Raw genomic sequence first — 18,172 nt, forward strand, 5'->3', positions numbered from 1 at the left:
AGTGCAGTATCGCATGTGCGGTCGTTGTAATGCCAACTGTTAATAAAAAGGTGGTCATGCTGAGCCTGTCGAAGCATCTCTACCGAGAAGTATTCCCAATCGTTGCTCAACGAAGCGGCAGAGATGCTTCGACAAGCTCGGCATGACAGCTTAATAGAAATAAGCACACAAAAATTTCAATTCATTTTTCCCAACGAACCGGGCTTGAAAAAAGCCCCCCGGAAGTCGCGGTTGCGGGTGCGTTCGACACTTCTTTTTACTCCTCTTCTCATTGTCATGAAAAAGACGCTGTTTCTCACTTTACTTTTCTTGCTGGCGGCCAGCACTGCCTCGTGGGCCCAGGAATATAAGCTCAAGCTCGGCGGCAAAGCCCGCAAAATCGTGCTGGACATGCACGGCAGCGACGTAACGCTGGAAGGCTATAACGGCGATGAGCTCATCATTCGGGGCAACGGCTTCGAGCCGACACCGAAGCGCGCCGAGGGGCTGCGCGCCGTGTATAACTCCGCCGTGGATAATACCCGCATCGGCCTCGCGGTTACCGAAAAGGACAATACGGTGCGCGTGGTGCAGGCCTCCCGCAAGGATACCGACTACGTGATCCGGGTGCCGCGCCAAACGTCGGTGGTGTTCACCCAAACCCAGTTTGGCAGCGGCAACTTGAAAGTAACGGACCTGCAGGGCGACCTGGAAGTGAATATGAAAGATGGCGATGCCCAACTCCTGAATATGGGCGGCGGCGTGGTAGCCAACAGCATCAGCAGCGACATTGTGGTGCGCTACTCCGGGATGGGCAAGTCTCCCAGCGCTATTTCCAGCGTCAGCGGGGCGGTAGATGTCACGATGCCGGCCAGCAGCAAAACTACGCTGCAGCTGCGCACCATCTCGGGCGAGGTCTACACCGACTTCGACATCAACATGGGTAAGGGCAATGAGAATGACGATATGCGCCGCGTGGGTGGCCAAACTGTGGAAGGCACCGTGAACGGCGGTGGTACCAAGATCTCCCTGCAATCGGTGAGCGGCGACGTGTTCGTTCGCAAAGCCAAGTAAGATGGTGAGATGGTGAATATCTGTCCACTTCACCCTTCATCACCTCACCACTTCATCACCTCACCCTTTCACCACTTCACCGCATCATGAAACTATTCCTGCTACTTGGGGCCGTGGGTGCCCTGCTCCTGGGTACAAACCCCGCCGAAGCCCAGAAAATAATTGAGAAAAAAGCCCCCCTGAGCGCCCGGCAGCGGCTTGTGCTGGATTTACAACAAGCTTCCAGCATTCAGATCAAAGGCGGCAGCGGCAAGGAAGTGGCCGTGCGTGCCACGGTTACCATCAACCGAAATAAGCTCAACGACGCCCTGCTGCTGACCCTGAACACGGAAGGCGACGAGGTAAAAGTGAAGTCGGCGTTCGACAAAAAGCTGCTGGGCGCCAGCCAGGAAGCCGACTGCCCCGATAGCGAGGGCTACAGCACCTGGAACGATACGGGCGCTAATGGCAAGGGCTCGTACCGCCTCTGCGCCCGCATCGACTACGTGATTGAAGTGCCCGCCGGCGCTACGGTTAAAGTCAATACTATTAGCGGCAACATTGAGGTAAAAGGCCTGAATGGGCCGCTGGAAGCCAAATCCATCAGTGGCTTCGTGGATGTAAGCTGGCCCCCGGCAAAAGGCGCGGACGTAGCCCTCAAAACCATCTCCGGCGAGGTGTACACCAATCAGGATATTGCTTTTACTGGCCGCAAGAACAACTCTCCCGTGGGCTACCAGGTGCGCGGCACGCTGGGCAGCAGCGGCCCCACTATTCACCTCGAATCCATCAGCGGCGACGTGTTCTTCCGCAAGCAGAACTAAACAGCGCCGCGCCGGCTAAGCCCCGGCCGGGGGGCAAATTGCCTGATACATGAGCGTTGTGAGGTGGCAGGCGAGGGCTATTTGGTTTGGCTAAAATGATGGTTGTGAATTAAAAACAATACGTGTTTTTAATTCCATTCATACCTCGTAAAATATGCTTCGTGAATGTAGTAGGCGAGTATTAAATAGATTGAATGGAGTTTTTATTTTATATAAACACGAAGCCTTGTAACTTATTTGTTCCTGTTGTCGTTGAGGGCTTGCGATTATCTTCTGACAGATAGCGCTAGTGCGTTAGCACTTGCTTTTGACTCTTTAAATCTCTTTTTAACTTAGTACTGCCTATATGATTAACTTAGTACTGCCTATATGAAAAAGTCCCTGATTTTAGTCGCTTTGTTGGTTGCCGGAATTTCTGCCGCTAATGCCCAAACTACCACGGGTCAGAGCACGACGACCACGCAGACCACGACTCCGGCTGCCACCCAGAGCACGACCACTCAAACGCAGACTACTCCGGCCACCGACGCCACTATCAATACCACTACGACCGTGCCCGCTCAGACTAGCACAACCGTAGAGACGCAAAGCACCACTGTTGCCCCCGCCGCTCCTGCCACCACGCGGAAAGACGCTGACGTGAAAGTAAAAGGCAAAAAGAAGAAATCTAAAATGAAGGTTGATCCTTCGAAATAAGTCTTCCTGCTTGTTTAGCAGCTTAAACAAAATCCCGCCTTACGAGAGTAAGGCGGGATTTTGTTTTTTGTTTCCAGCATGTTTATGTTCTAAGAAAGTGTTTTTTATCAGCACTTAAAATGATTTAAAAATTTGCCGTAATTATATACAATAGCTACGTAAAGTATTTGTGCGTACACACTGAAGTCACCCCAACGCGCTGGATGATTATTTACGTACTTACGCCGTTAAATATGAAAAATAGACTTATAGTTGCGGCCCTGCTGCTAGGCGGTGCGGCGCAAGCTCAAACAACACCCACCACGACCTCGCCGGCGTCTGCTATGCCTTCGCCCACCGATCCAAAAATCAAGCCCATCGGCACCATTGATCAAAGCCCCCCACCTACCCAGCAGCCGACCCAGGAACGCGTGCGCAAACGCCAAACGGTAATGGATGGCAAGGCTTCGCCGGGCGTGGAAAACACGGATAAGCAGCGCTCTAGGCGGACGAAGGCTAAAAAGCCGCGCCCGGCCCGCGCCCCGGAATCTACCGGCCCGCCGCAATAGGCAAGAGAAACAAGTACCCGCGAAAAAGCCCCCCATCCGTAGCGTTGGGGGGCTTTTTCGTGCATCTGAAATTTTAAAAAAGGCCCGCTATTTCAACTTTGCGCCGTGTTGTAGCAGCAAGTCGCCGAGGGCGCGGAGGGCCGTTTGCGCGTCGGGGGTGGCGTGGGCGGCGGCTTGCAGGGTTTGGGTGCCCAGTATATCCAATGATTGACCCACGGCTTCACCATCAATGCCGTTGGCATCGCTAAGCAACGACTGCAAATTGCCCAGCTCCCGGTCGATGTCCTGCAGCTCCGGGATGCCGCTCTGTTGGAGCGTTTCCTGCCAGGTGTCGATGTTGGTATGAGCCGTGCTCAAGGGCAGAGAGGTAAGGCCGCCTTGCAGGGCGTGTACGGTGCCGGCAAGCAGGTCGGCACCGGACTGGGGGGCATTTGGTTGTTTCATAAGAAAGGGAATGAAGAAGAGTATACGCTAAACCGAGGTAGCCAGCGGAACTGGCGCTGCCAGCCCTAGCTCGCGCAAAATAGCTACTGCCCGCAATGCGCTGGCTTCTTTGTCCTTGATTTCGAGCATCATATCCACATCGAGACCGTTGAGGTGGGTCAGGAACTCTCGAAACCGATTCTCATCCAGCGAGAAGGTGTGTTTGCCTTTGCGCTCGCCAAGCTGTTGGGAGCTGTAGTCCATCATCAGCACGCCGTCGTGGGTGGGGTGCCAGGTGCCGGCGGCCAGCCGTAGGGCTTCCCGCATCGGCTCCTCGTGGTTCAGACACTCGTGGTGGAAGTTGTCGAACAGAATGGGAATGCCCACGGCCTCGTGCACCCGAAGGCAGTCGCGCAGACTAAACAAACGGTCGTCGTTCTCAACTACCAGGCGCACTTGCACCGCTTCGGGCAGCGTGCGATACGTTGTAATAAAGCGCTCAATGGCCACATCCCGGTCGCCATACAGGCCCCCGACGTGAATTTGCAGCTTGGCGGTGCTGTCCAGGCCCATCAGATCCAACATGGAGCCCTGATACACCAACTCGGCGATGCTACGCTCCACAATGCCGGGGTCGAGCGAGTTGAGCACCACGAACTGATCGGGGTGAAAGGACACGCGCATCTGCTCAGTCTTGATGTAGTCGCCAATGGCCCGGAACTGGGGGGCAAATTCAGTCTGCCAGGGGTAGGTGTTCACGGTATGGGAGCCGAAGGGCACTATGCCCGAGCCAATCCGGAAGAAGAGCAGACCATGCTGCACGTTATACTCCAGAATGCGCTGCAAACAAGTCAGATTATTGGTGACGGTGGTTACCAGACGCTCATCGTTGTAGGAAGCCAGCCGAAACGTGGTGGCGGCACTGCAGTCGAGCGTTTCATTTACGCAGGGATACCCAATTTTCATAGCTTAGGCTTACGTGCGTCGCGCGCCGCCTGTTGTGCCTAGGCGCTGATCAGCGGGCTAACGGAATACCGGTTTCCTCCCGCTGGGCCTTGTTCGTCCGCTCTTTCGACACGGCCCGCGCCTCAATGAAAATTCGCTGCACGTCGGGGTGCAGCTGGCGAATGCCTTTTTCCAAGCGGTCCACCGATTCTTCTACTTCCGCCGCCGACAAGCCCGGCTGAAAGTTTACATCCAAAGCCAGAAAGACGTCGTTCGGCCCAAAGTGCATACTCAGCGGGCGCTTGGCATTGAGAATAGCCGCATCGGCCTGCACCAGCGCCCGGATACTCTGTATGACCGCCGGGTCGGCACCTTCGCCAATGAGCAGCCCTTTGCTTTCATACGCCAGAAATATGGCTGTCAAAGCCAGAATGCAGCCGATAACAATGGAGGCCACGCCATCGAGGTAAGGATTGTTCAGGGCATGACCCAGGAACACGCCCAGAGCTGCCACTACCAAGCCCAGCAGGGCGGCCGTGTCCTCGAAGATGATGGCGAAGTTGCCGGGGTCCTTGCTGGCCCGGAGCGCAAACCAAAAGGGTTTGTCGCCGCGGGTGGCGTTGAAGTTTTTCAGGGCCAGAAACAGTGCGGCTCCTTCAAAAGCGGCGGCTAACCCCAGCACCACGTAGTTCCAGGTAGGGTCAGAAAGCGGGGCGGGGTTACGGATATGGGAAATGCCTTCGTAAAACGACATACCGCCGCCAATAGAGAAAATTAGAATGGCCACGATCAGGGACCAGAAATACAACTCTTTGCCGTGGCCAAACGGGTGGTCGTCGTCGGGGGCTTTTTTGCTGCGCCGAATACCCAGTAGCAGCAGCAGGCCGTTGCCCGTATCCACTACCGAGTGAATGCCTTCCGAGAGCATGGCCGAGGAGCCCGTGAAGCTGGCCGCCACAAACTTTAAAACGGCAATAGCCAGATTGGCCCCGATGGCGGCGTAAATACCAGTTTTGGAAGAGTTGGCCATAAGCAGAGATGTTAGGAGCGCTACGTATTGCCGTAGCCTTTATCCACCACTTATGCCTTGTCGGATGCCCCCATCGAGAGAAATCTGGCCAGCGAAGCGCAAGTACACTTGGGCGGGTAGTATACCCACACAAACGCCGGTATGGGCGTCAGGGTTAGCAATTGTCCTAATCACTACCGAATGCCTTTACTCATACCCCCGGTTATCCTTGAAATTGCGATTGTAGCGCTCCCGGTCGCGACGGGCCTGCTCCAGTTTCTTCTTCAGGGCCTCCTGCTGCTGCAATTCCTCCAGCTTACGCCGCTCTTTGCCCTCCCGCGACAGGGCGTCGTAGAGCAGGCTGGCGGGGTTTTCCAGGGTAGCCACGGGGGCTTTCGGAGCCGTGGAGTCGACGGGAAACAGGGGCTTGGGCGCTGGGGGGCGTTTTACGGCGTTGGCGGGCGGCGTGGGGCGACGCACATTGCGCAGGGCCTTTTTTATCTGCGCATCAGCCGGGCGGCCTTCCTGCACCCGCACCTCGCCCAGCTGTATGCTGGCGCGGTCCAGCTTTACTTGCACAATGAGCTGGGAAAGCCCCGAACGGCCCAGGGCCAGCCGCTTGGTCTGGAAGCCCAGCGAAATAAACTCCAACGTGTCGGTATACGCCACGTCGATGCGAAAGTCGCCGTCGTTATTGGCTATTACGCCAGCCTTGCTGCCCTTGATGCGTACCGTGGTGCCGGGTACAGGCGTGCCGTCGGCGGCATTGGTAATCGTGCCCGACACGCGCAGCTGCGCCGACGCCGACAAAGCCAGCAACAGGCCCAGCGCCAGCAGCAGGGCCGCTTTATTCCAGAATAGGGGTAGTAGACGAAGCAGAAAGATCATTAACTATACTAACGCAACCAAACTGCAAGGTAGCCAACTACAGAGTCAAAAAAAGCCCGCACCGTTGCAGGCGCGGGCTTTTTAAAACCATAAAACAGACGAAGGGGTTCGTTATTCCTCCTTCATCTTGATTTCGCCGTCGTCGTCCACTTTTGCTTTGGAGCCGTCGGCAGCCTTTATTTTCATCTCACCGTCCGACTCCGTTTTAACCTTGGTGCCGTCGGCATACTTGGTTTTGGTGTCGCCATCGGCTTCCACTTTGGTTACGCCCTGGTCAGCCGAAGCCGTTTGTGTAGCAGCTTCAGCCACGTACATTTCCTCGGCGTAGTTCATACGGTTGGCCACATACGCCTCGTACTGAGCTGGATCGGAGAAAACGGTTTTGAACTCCCTATCGGTTTCGATATTGATGGCTTGCATGGCCGTATACATGCCGGTGGTATCAGTGGTGTACTGCGCTTCCAGCTCGGCAAGGCGGCGCGAACGGTTGAAATATATATCCTCAGCGCGGGCCACCACAGTCGTATCCGTTATTTTCAGGTCGGTAGCCATACGCGTGGCAATGCGGTTAGCGCGGGTACGGTATGTAGCCTCCGTAGCGGGCGTGCTGACCGTCTCGGTAGTCGTGGTTGTGGTCGTAGTTTCGGCCGCTTTTTCCTGCGAGCAGGACGCCAATGCCAGTGCGCCGGCGCAGGAGAATAATAAGAAGGTCTTTTTCATGACAAAGAGTTAGGAGGGAGAAAGTAGCAGTCCGAGAATCAGACCACGGCCGCTATACGGTTCAGCTTTTTTACAGTTGTTAAATTGAATTATTAGATATAAAAAAGCCCCCCAGCGTTGGTGCTGGGGGGGCTTTTTTATATCCAAGTAATACGGCTGATTAAGCACGCCGCAGCTCAAACACGGTGATTTCGGGCAGGAAGCCCACCCGGCCCGGATAGCCGAGGTAGCCCAGGCCGGTATTCACGTACAGATACTGCTGGCCCTGCTGGTAGAGCCCCGCCCACTGCTTGTACACGTACTGCACCGGGCTCCACTTGAAAAACGGCAGATTCACGCCAAACTGCATGCCGTGAGTGTGGCCAGAGAGGGTAAGGTCGATGTCGGGGTAGCTCAGCACCTCGCCTTCCCAGTGCGAGGGGTCATGGGAAAGCAGGATTTTGAAGGGTGCGTCGCCGCTGGCGGCGTGGGCTTTGGGCAGGTTGCCATACTTGGGAAAGCGCATCTGGGCGCCCCAGTTCTGTACGCCCAGCACGGCTATTTTCTCGCCGTCGCGCTCGATGGTGTGGCTTTCATCCAGCAGCAGGCGCCACCCGATTTTGGCGTGGTTCCGGGCCAGGCGGGCCAGGTTTTCGTGCTTGGCCTCCGGCGAAGGCCATTCCACGTAGTCGCCGTAGTCGTGGTTGCCGAGAATGGAGAGCTTGGGCAGCTGGCTTTGAATCTGAGCCAGCGTATCAATATGCGCTTCCACCTCCGTGGCCACGTTATTTACCAGGTCGCCAGTCATGAAAATGAGGTCAGCCTGCTGCTTGTTAATCAGCCGGACGGCCCGCGCCAGCGGCTCGCTCGAGTTGAAGCTGCCCGTGTGCAGGTCCGAAATCTGGAGCACCTTGAAGCCATCGAACGCGGCCGGCAGGTTGGGAAAGCGCAGCGTCACGCGCTTCACCTGGTAGTCGGTAGCGCCGCGCAGCATACCCCAGATAAAGGCCACGAACGGAATGCCGGCCACCACCAGCGCCAAGCCGCTCAAAAATTGACTACGGGTAATCGGCGAGCCCGAGGCGGCAGTAGCACGTTGGGTAAACTGGCGCACTACCCAGCGTCCCATCCGAACCAGGTCTTCGGGAAGTAAAAAGAGTACCACCACAATCTTGGCCAGCAGCAAGCCAACCAGAGCGCTGGATAAATAGGTTTTGTAAGGAGCCGGTCCGCTATGACGGGTGCTAATGGCCCAGACAGCCAAGCTCCAGGCTAGGACCGTAACGACCCAGTAAATAGCCGCCGCGAGCCGCCGCCCTCTCAGTGAGCTGGCTGGAAGTAGAGTTTTTATAGCCTGGTAGCCGTACCATTCGGCTAAGATGAGCAATAGAATGAAGGGAAAACTCAGAATTCGTGACATGCAGGTGGGTAAGGAGGATTCCGGCGGCTTTGGTTTAGTTATTGAAACAACCGTAGTAAAATAGGATAGACGGCGGAATGCGAAGTTTACTTTAAACGCCCGCTCCCCGCAACAATGATGCAGCATGGAATCGTTTGACAATCTGGCGGAAGAATCGGCCGCGCTCATCCGCTACGAAGCCCCGACTTCTTTCGGCATCAAGAGCTGGGCCGAAAAAGACCGGCCCCGCGAAAAGCTGCTGCAAAAAGGCCGCTCCGCTCTCTCCGACGCCGAGCTGATGGGGATTCTACTCGGCTCGGGCACTGCCCGGCTCTCGGCCGTGGACGTGGCCCGGCTGATTCTGAGCGCGGTAGAAAACGATTTGAATGAGCTAGCCAAATTGTCGGTCAAGGAGTTGATGCGCCACAAAGGCATCGGCGAGGCGAAAGCCATTACCATCATAGCCGCCCTGGAGCTGGGCCGCCGCCGCAAGGAAACCGCCGCCGCGGCCCGCACCACCATCACCTGCTCGCGCGATATCTACCAGCTCATCCGCCCCAATCTTCAGGATTTGCCCCACGAGGAGTTCTGGGTGATTCTACTGAATAGAGCCAACGTGGTCATGCGCAAGCAGCCCATCAGCAGCGGGGGCGTGGCCGGCACCGTCGCCGACCCGAAGATGATTTTCAAGCACGCCCTGGAGCAGCTGGCCAGCTCCATCATCCTGGTCCACAATCATCCCAGCGGCAACCTCAAGCCCAGCGCTGCCGACATCGCCCTCACCCGCAAGCTCAAAGAAGCCGGCCAGTTCCTCGACCTGCCCATCCTGGACCACCTCATCTACACCGACCACGGCTACTACAGCTTCGCCGATGAGGGTGTGCTGTAATGCTAAGCGGGTTACTGCACGTAAGCGGCCATTGCTGCGTGTAGAGACACATATTTGTGTCTCATCATTGCTGATGTTGTTTAATCAAGCGCTGTGATTGTTCAACGAGGAGACATAGGTACGTGTCTCTACATTTAAAAAAGCCCCCCAGCGCCGCTGGGGGGCTTTTCTGATTCAAACCTAGCAAGAGCCGCCGCGCCCCGGTATCTTTGCCGCTACCATGCGCCTCAATCCCAAGCTCTTTATCTTTCTCGGCCTGCTCCTCGTGCTCGGCTATTTTCTGCAAGACCTCGTGCTGAACGACGAGCAGTACGTAGCCCGCATCGGGAAGGCCCGCCACGCCAAAAACGACGAGTTTCGGCGGGTGCAAGGCTCACCGCTCTCGGCCGAGCAGCGCCAGGAGTTCGACAGCCTTAACTACTTCGCGCCCAACAAAACCTACCGCCTCACGGCCCAGTTCGAGCCCTTTCCCGTGCGCGACACCATCGCCATGCGCCTCACTGACGGGAAAGATGAGAAGTATCTGCGCTGGGGCCGCGCCGCGTTTGAGTGGCAAAAGGAAGCCCAGCGCCTTACCGTGTTCCGCAAAGCCAACGGCCCCGATACCACGCTCTTCATCCCCTTCACCGACAAAACCAACGGCTTCGATACCTACGGCGGTGGCCGTTACCTCGATGCCGAGCCGGTAGCAGAAGGCGACGACGAAATCGTGCTCGATTTTAACACGGCGTATAATCCCTTCTGCGCTTATAGTGCGTCGTTTGCCTGCCCCGTGCCGCCGGCTGAAAATATCTTATCGGTGTATATAAAGGCCGGGGAGAAGACCTTTCACAAGGACTAACTACTCCTCGCGCAACGGCCGCAAATCCAGCACAAAGCCGGGCAGCACAGGTTCGCCACTGAGCTCATTATCAAAGCCATGCACTTCAATCGGGGGCTGGCCAGGACGGTATACGTGGGCGGTTCCGTCTTCTGTGTTGAGCAGAAAACCGAGCTGTACGCCATTACGCAGCCACTGCTCCATCTTGGTGTGCAAGGTCGTCAGGCGGTCGGAGGGGGACTTTACTTCCACCACAAACTCCGGGCACACGGGCAGGAACTTGTTGCGCTGCTCCACGGGCACCTTCGCCCAAGTAGCATTGCTGAGCCACGACGCATCGGGCGAAAGAGTGGCTTTGTCAGGTAAAACGAAGGCGGCCGACGACTTGCCCACGCGGCCTAAGCGGGTTTGCTTGTTCCAAAGGGAGAGTTGAAAAAATACTTCGCCGCTGTGGGCGCTGGAAAGAAAGCCGGCGGGCGACATAAAAACGATTTCGTGGTCGGAGGTGCGCTCCACGCGCAAATCGGGCTTATCCTGGCAGAACTGGAAAAACTCCTCGTCGCTGAAGCCCGTGATGAGGGGGCCACGCAGGATAACGGCTTCTTCCGAAATAGTGGGTCGGCTGGTCATAACGCGGTTGATAGCTTTTTTCGAAGATACGCAAAACTCTCCGGGCTGGGGGGCTTTTTGGCCCGCTCCGCAAATTCCTACCTTTGCTTGCCCGGCTGATGGTAAAACGCCGTCAGCCGGCCCCTGACAACGACTATTATTTATGAAAATCTCCCTCGACTGGCTTCGTACGCTCATTCCCACCGATAAATCGGCCACTGAGCTGGCGGCTCTGCTCACGGGCTCGGGTCTGGAAGTGGAAGGCGTGGAAGAGCTGGAAAGCATTCCCGGCGGCCTGCGCGGCCTCGTAATCGGCGAAGTGCTGACCTGCGAAAAGCACCCCGACGCCGATAAGCTGAGCCTGACCACCGTAGCCGTGGGCGACGCCACCCCCCGCCAGATCGTGTGCGGGGCTGCCAACGTAGCCGCCGGCCAGAAGGTAGTAGTAGCCCTGGAAGGCGCTACCCTGCACCCAACCCAGGGCGAGCCATTCAAAATCAAGAAGTCCAAGATTCGGGGCGCCGCCTCCGAGGGTATGATCTGCGCCGAGGACGAAATCGGCCTGGGCACTTCCCACGCCGGTATCATCGTCCTCGACACGAGCTTGCCCAACGGCACGCCCGCCGCTGACTATTTCGGGCTGGGTTCCGATGCTGTGCTGGAAATCGGCCTGACGCCTAACCGTGCCGACGCGGCCTCCCACTACGGCGTGGCCCGCGAATTGCGTGCCCTATTGCGTCAGCCCTGCCACCTGCCCGATGTCAGCGCGTTTTTGCCCCCCACGGCGGCTGCGCAAAATATTCAGGTTGTTATCGAGGACGAAGAAGCCTGCCCGCGCTACGCTGGTTTGCTGCTGGAAAACGTGCGGATCGGCCCATCGCCGGAGTGGCTGCAGCGGCGCTTGCGCAGCATTGGCCTATCGCCGATTAATAATGTGGTAGACGTGACCAACTTCGTGCTGCACGAGCTGGGCCAGCCCCTGCACGCCTTCGACGCCGACCAGATTGCTGGGGGGCAAATTCGGGTGAAGCGCGCCGCTGAGGGCGAGAAGTTCATGACCCTGGATGGCACCGAGCGCACCCTGCGCGCCGAAGACCTGGTGATTGCCGGTGGGGGCGGGGAGCCGATGGCCTTAGCCGGCGTATTCGGGGGGCAAAATTCCGGCGTGAGTGCCGCCACCAAACGCGTGTTTCTGGAAAGTGCCTACTTCACGCCCGCCGTGGTGCGCCGCACCAGCCAAACCCACCAGCTCAAGACCGACGCTTCCTTCCGCTTCGAGCGCGGCACCGATCCGCACATAGTGCTGGTCGCCTTGCAGCGGGCGGCCCTGCTGCTTCAGGAAGTGGCCGGCGCGCGTATCGCCGCGCCAGTCGTGGATGAGTACCCCAAGCATATGCTGCCTGCCACCGTGCGACTGCGCCTCTCGCGGGTGGAGCGCCTGGTGGGCCAGCACATCGCCACCGAGCAGATTCGTCAGATTTTAAGTGATTTAGAAATCGTAATCCACGCCGAAAACGGCGATGACTGGTGGCTGACCGTACCCTCCTTCAAAGTGGACGTGACCCGTGAAGCCGACGTTATCGAAGAGATACTGCGCATCTACGGCTACAACAATGTGGCTTTGCGCCCGCACAACGCGGCTTCTTTCCTGGCCAAGTTCCCGAACCCTGACCCGGAGATTCTGCGCCAGAACACGGCCCGCCTGCTCAGCGGCCAGGGCTTTTCGGAAATCATCACCAACTCCATCACCAACGCCCGCTACTTCGAGGCCGAAGGCGAAACCAACGAGGCCCTGGTGCGCGTGCTGAACTACAACAGCGCTGACCTGAACGTGCTGCGCCCCACCGTGCTGCACAGCGCCCTGGAAGTAGTCCGCTACAACCTCAATCGTCGTCAGCGCGACCTGAAGCTGTACGAGTTCGGCAAGACCTACCACCGCCAGGCCGACGGCCAGTACGCGGAGAAAAACCATCTGATAATCCTGCTCACCGGCAACGCCACCGCCGAAACCTGGCAGCACAAAGCCGAAAAAACAACCTTCCACCACTTGGCCGGTGCCGTGCAGCAAGTACTGACGGCCTTGGGCCACGCCGCGCCCACTTCCCAACCCGTACAGCACCTGTATCTGGCTGGGGGCCTGACACTGTTGGCTCACAACCAACCGGTTGCTCACCTGGGGGGCATTTCTGGCGTAGTGCTCAAGCGCCTTGACGTAAATCAGCCCGTGTGGTACGCCGAGCTGGACTGGGACTGGCTGGTGAAGAAATACAAGAATGCCCTTGTGGCCCGCGAACTGCCCAAGTTTCCGGAGGTACGCCGCGACTTGTCGCTGGTAGTGGACAAAGCCGTGACCTTCGACCAGCTGCGCCAGATTGCCCAGCGCGCCGAGCGCAAGCTGCTGCACGGTGTGAACGTATTCGACGTCTACGAAGGAGACAAGCTGCCGGAAGGCAAGAAGTCGTACTCCGTCAGCTTCAGCCTGCAAGACCTCACCCAAACGCTTACTGACCAGGCAATTGATGGCGTAATGCAGCGCCTGATGCAGCAGTTTGAGAAGCAGGCTGGCGCCGTAATTCGCCGGTAGCGCGGAAATCCATTCCGCGTCGAGCGCAGCGAGAAATCACGCGTGAGCGCAATACTAACTTCTCGCCCGCTGCTCGACGCGCAACGGATTTCCGCGCTACATCTTTACATTCGCTAAAAATAATTCTCCCGCATGGCCTCCTCCCAGCAGCTTGCTCAACTCGACCGCCTGGAGCGGCAGGTAACCAGCTTAGTGGCTGCCTATCAGCAGTTGCGCGAGGACCTAGCCGATGCTCAGACCACCATCCAGCAGCTCCACGCCGACGTGCGCGACCGGGAACGGCAGCTCAAGGATTTCCAGAATCAGGAGAATATCGCTAAACTTGTCCATACCATAGCAGAAGAACCTGCCAACGTCAACGAGCTTAAACTGCGCCTAAACGAATATATCCGCGAGATTGACAAGTGCCTCGCTTATTTGAGGGAATAACGATCATCGAACATCCAGTCGCCTGCTGATGAGTGACTTATCCATTAAAATTCGTATTGCCGACCGCGACTACCCCATGCGGGTGAGTCCCCCGGAAGAGGAGCGCCTGCGCCTGGCCGGACGGCAGCTCAACGAGCGGATCAAGGAATTTCGCGAGCAGTACGGCATTCAGGACAAGCAAGACCTGCTGGCCATGATTGCCTTGTCTACCATGGCTGACGGCCTGAAGGTCAGCAAGGAAAAGGATGGCACTGATGCCGCTCTCACTGAGCGCCTTACGCGCCTGGATGCGCTGCTTTCGTCGCTGGTGCTCAGCTGAGCACTGGCGCAGTTTTTTGCCCGACCGGGCGGGGCTCGCGCTCCGTCGCCCGGTGACTGTTGGGCAGCCTTTTTTGTTATGGTTTGTTAGTACCCCTAAAAACCATAACTCATGCCCAACTACATAATCTATATCGTTCTGGCCGCCGTCGTTGCCCTCGTGGCCGGCGTCCTGCTGGGACGCCGTCTGGCCGGCAAGGCCCGGCACGACCATGAGGCCCAGGCCCAGGCCCGCGCCCAACAACTGCTGCAGGAAGCCGAAGCCCAGGCCAACCGCACCCGCGACGAGCGGATTCAGCAGTCCAAAGACAAGTTTCGAACCCTCAAAAACGAGTTTGAGCAGGAAAGCAAGCGTCAAAAGCAAGCTCTGGAACAAGAGTTAACCGAGCGCCGGGCCACGGTAGTAGAGCAGGAGCAAAGCATCAAGCGTCTCACCGAAACTACCCAAAAGCAGCTCGAACAGCTCCAGCGTAAAGAACAAGACCTTGACAACCTGCGCGAAAAGCTCCAAATGGAGGCCCAGCAGCAGCGCGAGCGCCTCGATAGCCAGGAAGAAAAGCGCCGCCTCACCCTCGAAACCCAGCAAGCCAAGCTCCAGCAGAAGGAGCAGGACCTCGACGCCCGCGTCCACGACGTGCAGCACCAGCTCGAAACCATCGCTAACCTTTCCGCTGCCGAAGCCCGCGAGCAGCTGGTGGAGTCGCTGAAGAATGAGGCCCAGATTCAGGCTTCATCTTATATTAAAGACGTAGTAGCCCAGGCTAAGCTTTCGGCAACCAAAGACGCCAAGAAAGTGGTGCTGGAAACTATTCAGCGCACGGCCGCCGAGCACGCCATCGAGAACTGCGTGTCGATTTTCAACATCGAGTCGGACGACGTAAAAGGCAAGATCATTGGCCGCGAGGGCCGCAACATCCGGGCGCTGGAAGCCGCTACGGGCGTGGAAATCATCGTGGATGATACGCCTGAGGCCATTATCATTTCCGGCTTCGACCCCGTGCGCCGCGAAGTGGCGCGCTTGTCGTTGCACTTGCTGGTGAAGGATGGTCGTATCCATCCCGCCCGCATTGAGGAAATTGTGGCTAAAACCCGTAAGAACATCGACGAGGAAATCGTGGAAATCGGGGAGCGGACTATTATCGACCTCGGCATTCACGGCCTGCACCCCGAGCTGATCAAGATGGTCGGCCGGATGCGTTTCCGCTCCAGCTACGGCCAAAACCTGCTTCAGCACTCGCGCGAAGTAGCCAACCTCTGCGCCACCATGGCCGCCGAGCTGGGCCTGAACGTAAAGCACGCCAAGCGCGCCGGCCTTCTGCACGACATTGGCAAAGTAAGCACCGAGGAGCCTGAGCTGCCCCATGCCATTCTGGGCATGGAGCTGGCCAAAAAGTACAAAGAGCATCCCGACGTTATCAACGCCATCGGCGCTCACCACGACGAGATTGAGATGACTGCCATGGTCTCGCCCCTGGTGCAGGCCTGTGACGCCATCAGCGGCTCGCGCCCCGGCGCCCGCCGCGAGATGATGGAAAGCTACATCAAGCGCCTCAAGCAGCTGGAAGAAACGGCCGTGGGCTTCGACGGCGTGCTGCAGTGCTACGCCATCCAGGCCGGCCGCGAGCTGCGCGTGATGGTGAATGCGGAGAACGTGAGTGACGAGCGGGCCCAGGAGCTGAGCTACGAAATCTCCCAGAAGATCGAGAAGGAGATGCAGTATCCGGGCCAGATCAAGATTACCGTCATTCGGGAGATGCGGGCCGTAGCGTATGCCAAGTAGATCTTCTGTTCAAACGTCAAAAAAGCCCCCCAGCACTTGTGCTGGGGGGCTTTTTTACCTTTTACTCTTGTGTCGAGCAGTCCTATCATATTGATAAATGAACAGCTATTGCAATGTCAAATTCTATAAACTTGTAGCTCCAAGTTTATCAGCAATTTTTATTTACCATGGCTGGTGCCGACTACTATACTGTCTGGGTCTAGAACAAAAGCGATTGCATCGGAAGCAAGTGGAGAAGTTCTATAGTTGTAAATGGTTACGGGGGTATTATAAGCCCCGCCAAGCCCTGGTAGCAGTACGCGTTTGGATAGGGGCGGGCCCATGATGGTTATAGCCTGTTGCCGCGTCATACCAATCTTAACTTGTCGTAGCTTTTCGCTGTTGTGCATACCCTCGTATACTTGCGGACCAGTGGTCAGGGTATAATAGATAAAGCCGGCGACGGCCAGAATACCCAGTACCATTCCGGCACCAAGCCAAAGAAGATTAAGCGCCCAATCGCGTGAAGGAGTCATAATGATTGGAAAACGAAAGTAGTATGTAAGCAAAGAGAACAAAGAAGCTACAAATTAAGGACAGCGCTGATTGACTAAATCAGGTTTGATATTACGAGTTCTGTATTCTGGTCTTCTTGGAAAAAGCTCAAGGAAATAGGCCAGATCAATGCCCATAGATGCCTGGGACTCGGTCAGCCGCTGTTATATCACTCAAATCAAGTAACTTCCGCAAACCCCTCAAATGCCTTTCCCGTGCTGAAGTTTATTCTCAACAACAATGAAGTAAGTACGGACTTGCCGGCGGGTACGGTGCTGCTGGACTATGTGCGCTATAATCAGCACCTACCGGGTACTAAAATCGGGTGCCGGGAGGGCGATTGCGGCGCGTGTACGGTACTAGTGGGCGAGCTTGCCGGTGACCAAGTGCGCTACCGCTCCTTTACTTCCTGCCTCACACCGCTCGGCAATGTGCAGGGCAAGCATGTGGTGACGGTGGAAGGGATTAACATGGAACAGCTCAACCCGATTCAGCAGGCCATGGTAGACGAGTCGGCGACGCAGTGCGGGTTCTGTACGCCGGGCTTCGTGGTATCATTGGCCGGCTTCTGCCTGAGCGGGAAAAAGCCAACGGCTCAAAATGCCGTGGCTGCCGTGGATGGTAATATCTGCCGCTGCACGGGCTACAAATCCATTGAGCGGGCCGCCGCCAGAGTGGCGCAACTATTGGAAGCAGGGGAGGGCCAGGATCCGGCAACTTATGTTGCTGAGCAGCAGATTCTGCCCGAATACTTTACCTCCATTAAAAGCCGGCTGCGGGCACTGGCGGTGGATACTTCGCCCAATGGGCATGTCCTCAGCGGCACGCTGCAATTTGTAGGCGGGGGCACGGATCTGTACGTGCAGAAGCACGACCAGATGCGTGAGCTGGCTACTCGCTTTCTCTTCAATCAAGCTGATTTACAGGGTATTGTCCGGCAGGAAAACCGCTGCGTAATCGGTGGCGCGGCCACGGTAAGCGACCTCGCCGAGTCGGCGGTGATGCAGGAATTTTTTCCGGCGTTTCGCCCCTTTCTGCGACTGGTGTCATCGACGCCAATCCGCAACATGGCTACCGTGGCGGGCAACTTCGTCAACGCTTCCCCCATCGGCGACCTGACTATTATGTTTCTGGCGCTGGACGCGCAGCTGGTACTCAGCGACGGTCATACGGCGCGCGAAATTCCGTTGCGCCAGTTTTACCTGGGCTATAAAGTATTAGAAAAAGCCCCCCAGGAGAATGTCACGGCTATCTGGTTTGAGTTGCCCGACGCGGCCAGCTGCTTCCACTTCGAGAAAGTCAGTAAGCGCACCCATCTGGATATTGCCAGTGTCAACTCGGCCTGCTGCTTCACTGTTCAGGACGGCTTTATTGTGAAAGCTGGAATTTCTGCCGGGGGTGTAGGCCCTGTCCCGATGCTGCTGCCCAAAGCTTCGGAGTATCTGATCGGTAAAGAAGTTTCGGAAGGACTTATTCAGAAAGCACTGGAAATAGCGCAGACCGAAATTTCGCCCATCAGCGACGTCCGCGGCACCGAGACATATAAGCGTCTCCTCTTAAATCAGTTGATCAAAGCGCATTTCCTGGCACTGTTTCCGCGGCTGAATGCGCGGGAATTGCTGCGTCGGTTGTCATGCTGAGCGAAGTCGAAGCATCTCTACCGCTTCGTCTGAATAGCATTGCAACGAAGCGGTAGAGATGCTTCGACTTCGCTCAGCATGACCGCCTTTTTAGTGTGCGGTTACT

Annotated in this window: 19 protein-coding genes; 11 read left to right on the forward strand and 8 right to left on the reverse strand. The window is 57.0% G+C overall.

Going from position 1 to position 18,172, the window contains the following annotated elements:
* Nucleotides 1–276: 276 nt before the first annotated feature.
* The 4 genes from B9A24_RS05715 (at nt 277) to B9A24_RS05730 (ending at nt 3,100) form a co-directional block, all read left to right on the forward strand.
* The gene (locus B9A24_RS05715; RefSeq protein ID WP_084444215.1) at nt 277–1,053 is read left to right on the forward strand and encodes a DUF4097 family beta strand repeat-containing protein; all 777 of its coding nucleotides are present in this window, start codon (nt 277–279) and stop codon (nt 1,051–1,053) included.
* An 86-nt stretch (nt 1,054–1,139) separates the two neighbouring features.
* Nucleotides 1,140–1,856, forward strand: a complete 717-nt coding sequence (locus B9A24_RS05720; protein WP_084444216.1) for a DUF4097 family beta strand repeat-containing protein — start codon at nt 1,140–1,142, stop codon at nt 1,854–1,856.
* 369 nt (nt 1,857–2,225) lie between these two features.
* The gene (locus tag B9A24_RS05725; RefSeq protein WP_084444217.1) at nt 2,226–2,552 is read left to right on the forward strand and encodes a hypothetical protein; all 327 of its coding nucleotides are present in this window, start codon (nt 2,226–2,228) and stop codon (nt 2,550–2,552) included.
* Between the two features lie 233 nt (nt 2,553–2,785).
* The gene (locus tag B9A24_RS05730; RefSeq protein WP_143434783.1) at nt 2,786–3,100 is read left to right on the forward strand and encodes a hypothetical protein; all 315 of its coding nucleotides are present in this window, start codon (nt 2,786–2,788) and stop codon (nt 3,098–3,100) included.
* Between the two features lie 87 nt (nt 3,101–3,187).
* Here B9A24_RS05730 and B9A24_RS05735 read toward each other — a convergent pair whose 3' ends face one another.
* The 6 genes from B9A24_RS05735 to B9A24_RS05760 all read right to left on the reverse strand — a co-directional run bounded on the left by B9A24_RS05735 (nt 3,188) and on the right by B9A24_RS05760 (nt 8,484).
* The gene (locus tag B9A24_RS05735; protein ID WP_084444219.1) at nt 3,188–3,544 is read right to left on the reverse strand and encodes a hypothetical protein; all 357 of its coding nucleotides are present in this window, start codon (nt 3,542–3,544) and stop codon (nt 3,188–3,190) included.
* 27 nt (nt 3,545–3,571) lie between these two features.
* A complete protein-coding gene (gene uvsE, locus B9A24_RS05740) occupies nt 3,572–4,489 on the reverse strand; it encodes a UV DNA damage repair endonuclease UvsE (protein ID WP_084444220.1) in 918 nt (305 codons plus the stop codon).
* Between the two features lie 49 nt (nt 4,490–4,538).
* Complete coding sequence (locus B9A24_RS05745) at nt 4,539–5,498, reverse strand: cation diffusion facilitator family transporter (RefSeq protein WP_084444221.1); 960 nt, start codon at nt 5,496–5,498, stop codon at nt 4,539–4,541.
* A 186-nt stretch (nt 5,499–5,684) separates the two neighbouring features.
* Complete coding sequence (locus B9A24_RS05750; protein ID WP_084444222.1) at nt 5,685–6,365, reverse strand: carboxypeptidase-like regulatory domain-containing protein; 681 nt, start codon at nt 6,363–6,365, stop codon at nt 5,685–5,687.
* A 111-nt stretch (nt 6,366–6,476) separates the two neighbouring features.
* Nucleotides 6,477–7,085 carry a hypothetical protein gene (locus B9A24_RS05755; protein ID WP_084444223.1) on the reverse strand — a complete coding sequence of 203 codons (609 nt, stop codon included), beginning with the start codon at nt 7,083–7,085 and terminating at the stop codon, nt 6,477–6,479.
* Between the two features lie 160 nt (nt 7,086–7,245).
* Nucleotides 7,246–8,484 carry a metallophosphoesterase gene (locus tag B9A24_RS05760; RefSeq protein ID WP_084444224.1) on the reverse strand — a complete coding sequence of 413 codons (1,239 nt, stop codon included), beginning with the start codon at nt 8,482–8,484 and terminating at the stop codon, nt 7,246–7,248.
* 124 nt (nt 8,485–8,608) lie between these two features.
* On the opposite strand from B9A24_RS05760, the gene radC reads away from it, so the two are divergent.
* Both radC and B9A24_RS05770 read left to right on the forward strand, forming a co-directional pair.
* The gene (radC, locus tag B9A24_RS05765; protein ID WP_084444225.1) at nt 8,609–9,352 is read left to right on the forward strand and encodes a RadC family protein; all 744 of its coding nucleotides are present in this window, start codon (nt 8,609–8,611) and stop codon (nt 9,350–9,352) included.
* A 220-nt stretch (nt 9,353–9,572) separates the two neighbouring features.
* Nucleotides 9,573–10,193 (forward strand): DUF1684 domain-containing protein, encoded by a 621-nt coding sequence (locus B9A24_RS05770; protein WP_084444226.1) that lies wholly within the window; start codon nt 9,573–9,575, stop codon nt 10,191–10,193.
* Here B9A24_RS05770 and B9A24_RS05775 read toward each other — a convergent pair whose 3' ends face one another.
* Complete coding sequence (locus B9A24_RS05775; protein WP_084444227.1) at nt 10,194–10,802, reverse strand: Uma2 family endonuclease; 609 nt, start codon at nt 10,800–10,802, stop codon at nt 10,194–10,196.
* A gap of 142 nt (nt 10,803–10,944) precedes the next feature.
* On the opposite strand from B9A24_RS05775, the gene pheT reads away from it, so the two are divergent.
* From pheT to rny, 4 genes are all read left to right on the forward strand, one after another.
* Entirely contained in the window at nt 10,945–13,365 is a 2,421-nt protein-coding gene (gene pheT / locus B9A24_RS05780; RefSeq protein WP_084444228.1) for a phenylalanine--tRNA ligase subunit beta, read from the forward strand.
* Nucleotides 13,366–13,497: 132 nt separating this feature from the next.
* Nucleotides 13,498–13,794, forward strand: coding sequence for a hypothetical protein (locus B9A24_RS05785; protein WP_084444229.1), 297 nt, complete (start codon nt 13,498–13,500; stop codon nt 13,792–13,794).
* A 28-nt stretch (nt 13,795–13,822) separates the two neighbouring features.
* Nucleotides 13,823–14,113, forward strand: a complete 291-nt coding sequence (locus B9A24_RS05790) for a cell division protein ZapA (protein ID WP_084444230.1) — start codon at nt 13,823–13,825, stop codon at nt 14,111–14,113.
* Between the two features lie 111 nt (nt 14,114–14,224).
* Entirely contained in the window at nt 14,225–15,892 is a 1,668-nt protein-coding gene (rny, locus tag B9A24_RS05795) for a ribonuclease Y (RefSeq protein ID WP_084444231.1), read from the forward strand.
* Between the two features lie 158 nt (nt 15,893–16,050).
* Here rny and bamE read toward each other — a convergent pair whose 3' ends face one another.
* Entirely contained in the window at nt 16,051–16,407 is a 357-nt protein-coding gene (bamE, locus tag B9A24_RS23190) for an outer membrane protein assembly factor BamE domain-containing protein (protein ID WP_143434784.1), read from the reverse strand.
* A 234-nt stretch (nt 16,408–16,641) separates the two neighbouring features.
* On the opposite strand from bamE, the gene B9A24_RS05805 reads away from it, so the two are divergent.
* The gene (locus B9A24_RS05805) at nt 16,642–18,066 is read left to right on the forward strand and encodes an FAD binding domain-containing protein (RefSeq protein WP_084444233.1); all 1,425 of its coding nucleotides are present in this window, start codon (nt 16,642–16,644) and stop codon (nt 18,064–18,066) included.
* Nucleotides 18,067–18,172: the final 106 nt, after the last annotated feature.

This window comes from Hymenobacter roseosalivarius DSM 11622, assembly GCF_900176135.1.
In the GTDB taxonomy this organism is placed as follows: Bacteria; Bacteroidota; Bacteroidia; order Cytophagales; family Hymenobacteraceae; genus Hymenobacter; species Hymenobacter roseosalivarius.

Coding starts and splice junctions, on each gene's coding strand:
- B9A24_RS05715 (WP_084444215.1), top strand. CDS start 277: ATGAAAAAGACGCTGTTTCTCACTTTACTTTTCTTGCTGGCGGCCAGC.
- B9A24_RS05720 (WP_084444216.1), top strand. CDS start 1,140: ATGAAACTATTCCTGCTACTTGGGGCCGTGGGTGCCCTGCTCCTGGGT.
- B9A24_RS05725 (WP_084444217.1), top strand. CDS start 2,226: ATGAAAAAGTCCCTGATTTTAGTCGCTTTGTTGGTTGCCGGAATTTCT.
- B9A24_RS05730 (WP_143434783.1), top strand. CDS start 2,786: ATGAAAAATAGACTTATAGTTGCGGCCCTGCTGCTAGGCGGTGCGGCG.
- B9A24_RS05735 (WP_084444219.1), bottom strand. CDS start 3,544: ATGAAACAACCAAATGCCCCCCAGTCCGGTGCCGACCTGCTTGCCGGC.
- uvsE (WP_084444220.1), bottom strand. CDS start 4,489: ATGAAAATTGGGTATCCCTGCGTAAATGAAACGCTCGACTGCAGTGCC.
- B9A24_RS05745 (WP_084444221.1), bottom strand. CDS start 5,498: ATGGCCAACTCTTCCAAAACTGGTATTTACGCCGCCATCGGGGCCAAT.
- B9A24_RS05750 (WP_084444222.1), bottom strand. CDS start 6,365: ATGATCTTTCTGCTTCGTCTACTACCCCTATTCTGGAATAAAGCGGCC.
- B9A24_RS05755 (WP_084444223.1), bottom strand. CDS start 7,085: ATGAAAAAGACCTTCTTATTATTCTCCTGCGCCGGCGCACTGGCATTG.
- B9A24_RS05760 (WP_084444224.1), bottom strand. CDS start 8,484: ATGTCACGAATTCTGAGTTTTCCCTTCATTCTATTGCTCATCTTAGCC.
- radC (WP_084444225.1), top strand. CDS start 8,609: ATGGAATCGTTTGACAATCTGGCGGAAGAATCGGCCGCGCTCATCCGC.
- B9A24_RS05770 (WP_084444226.1), top strand. CDS start 9,573: ATGCGCCTCAATCCCAAGCTCTTTATCTTTCTCGGCCTGCTCCTCGTG.
- B9A24_RS05775 (WP_084444227.1), bottom strand. CDS start 10,802: ATGACCAGCCGACCCACTATTTCGGAAGAAGCCGTTATCCTGCGTGGC.
- pheT (WP_084444228.1), top strand. CDS start 10,945: ATGAAAATCTCCCTCGACTGGCTTCGTACGCTCATTCCCACCGATAAA.
- B9A24_RS05785 (WP_084444229.1), top strand. CDS start 13,498: ATGGCCTCCTCCCAGCAGCTTGCTCAACTCGACCGCCTGGAGCGGCAG.
- B9A24_RS05790 (WP_084444230.1), top strand. CDS start 13,823: ATGAGTGACTTATCCATTAAAATTCGTATTGCCGACCGCGACTACCCC.
- rny (WP_084444231.1), top strand. CDS start 14,225: ATGCCCAACTACATAATCTATATCGTTCTGGCCGCCGTCGTTGCCCTC.
- bamE (WP_143434784.1), bottom strand. CDS start 16,407: ATGACTCCTTCACGCGATTGGGCGCTTAATCTTCTTTGGCTTGGTGCC.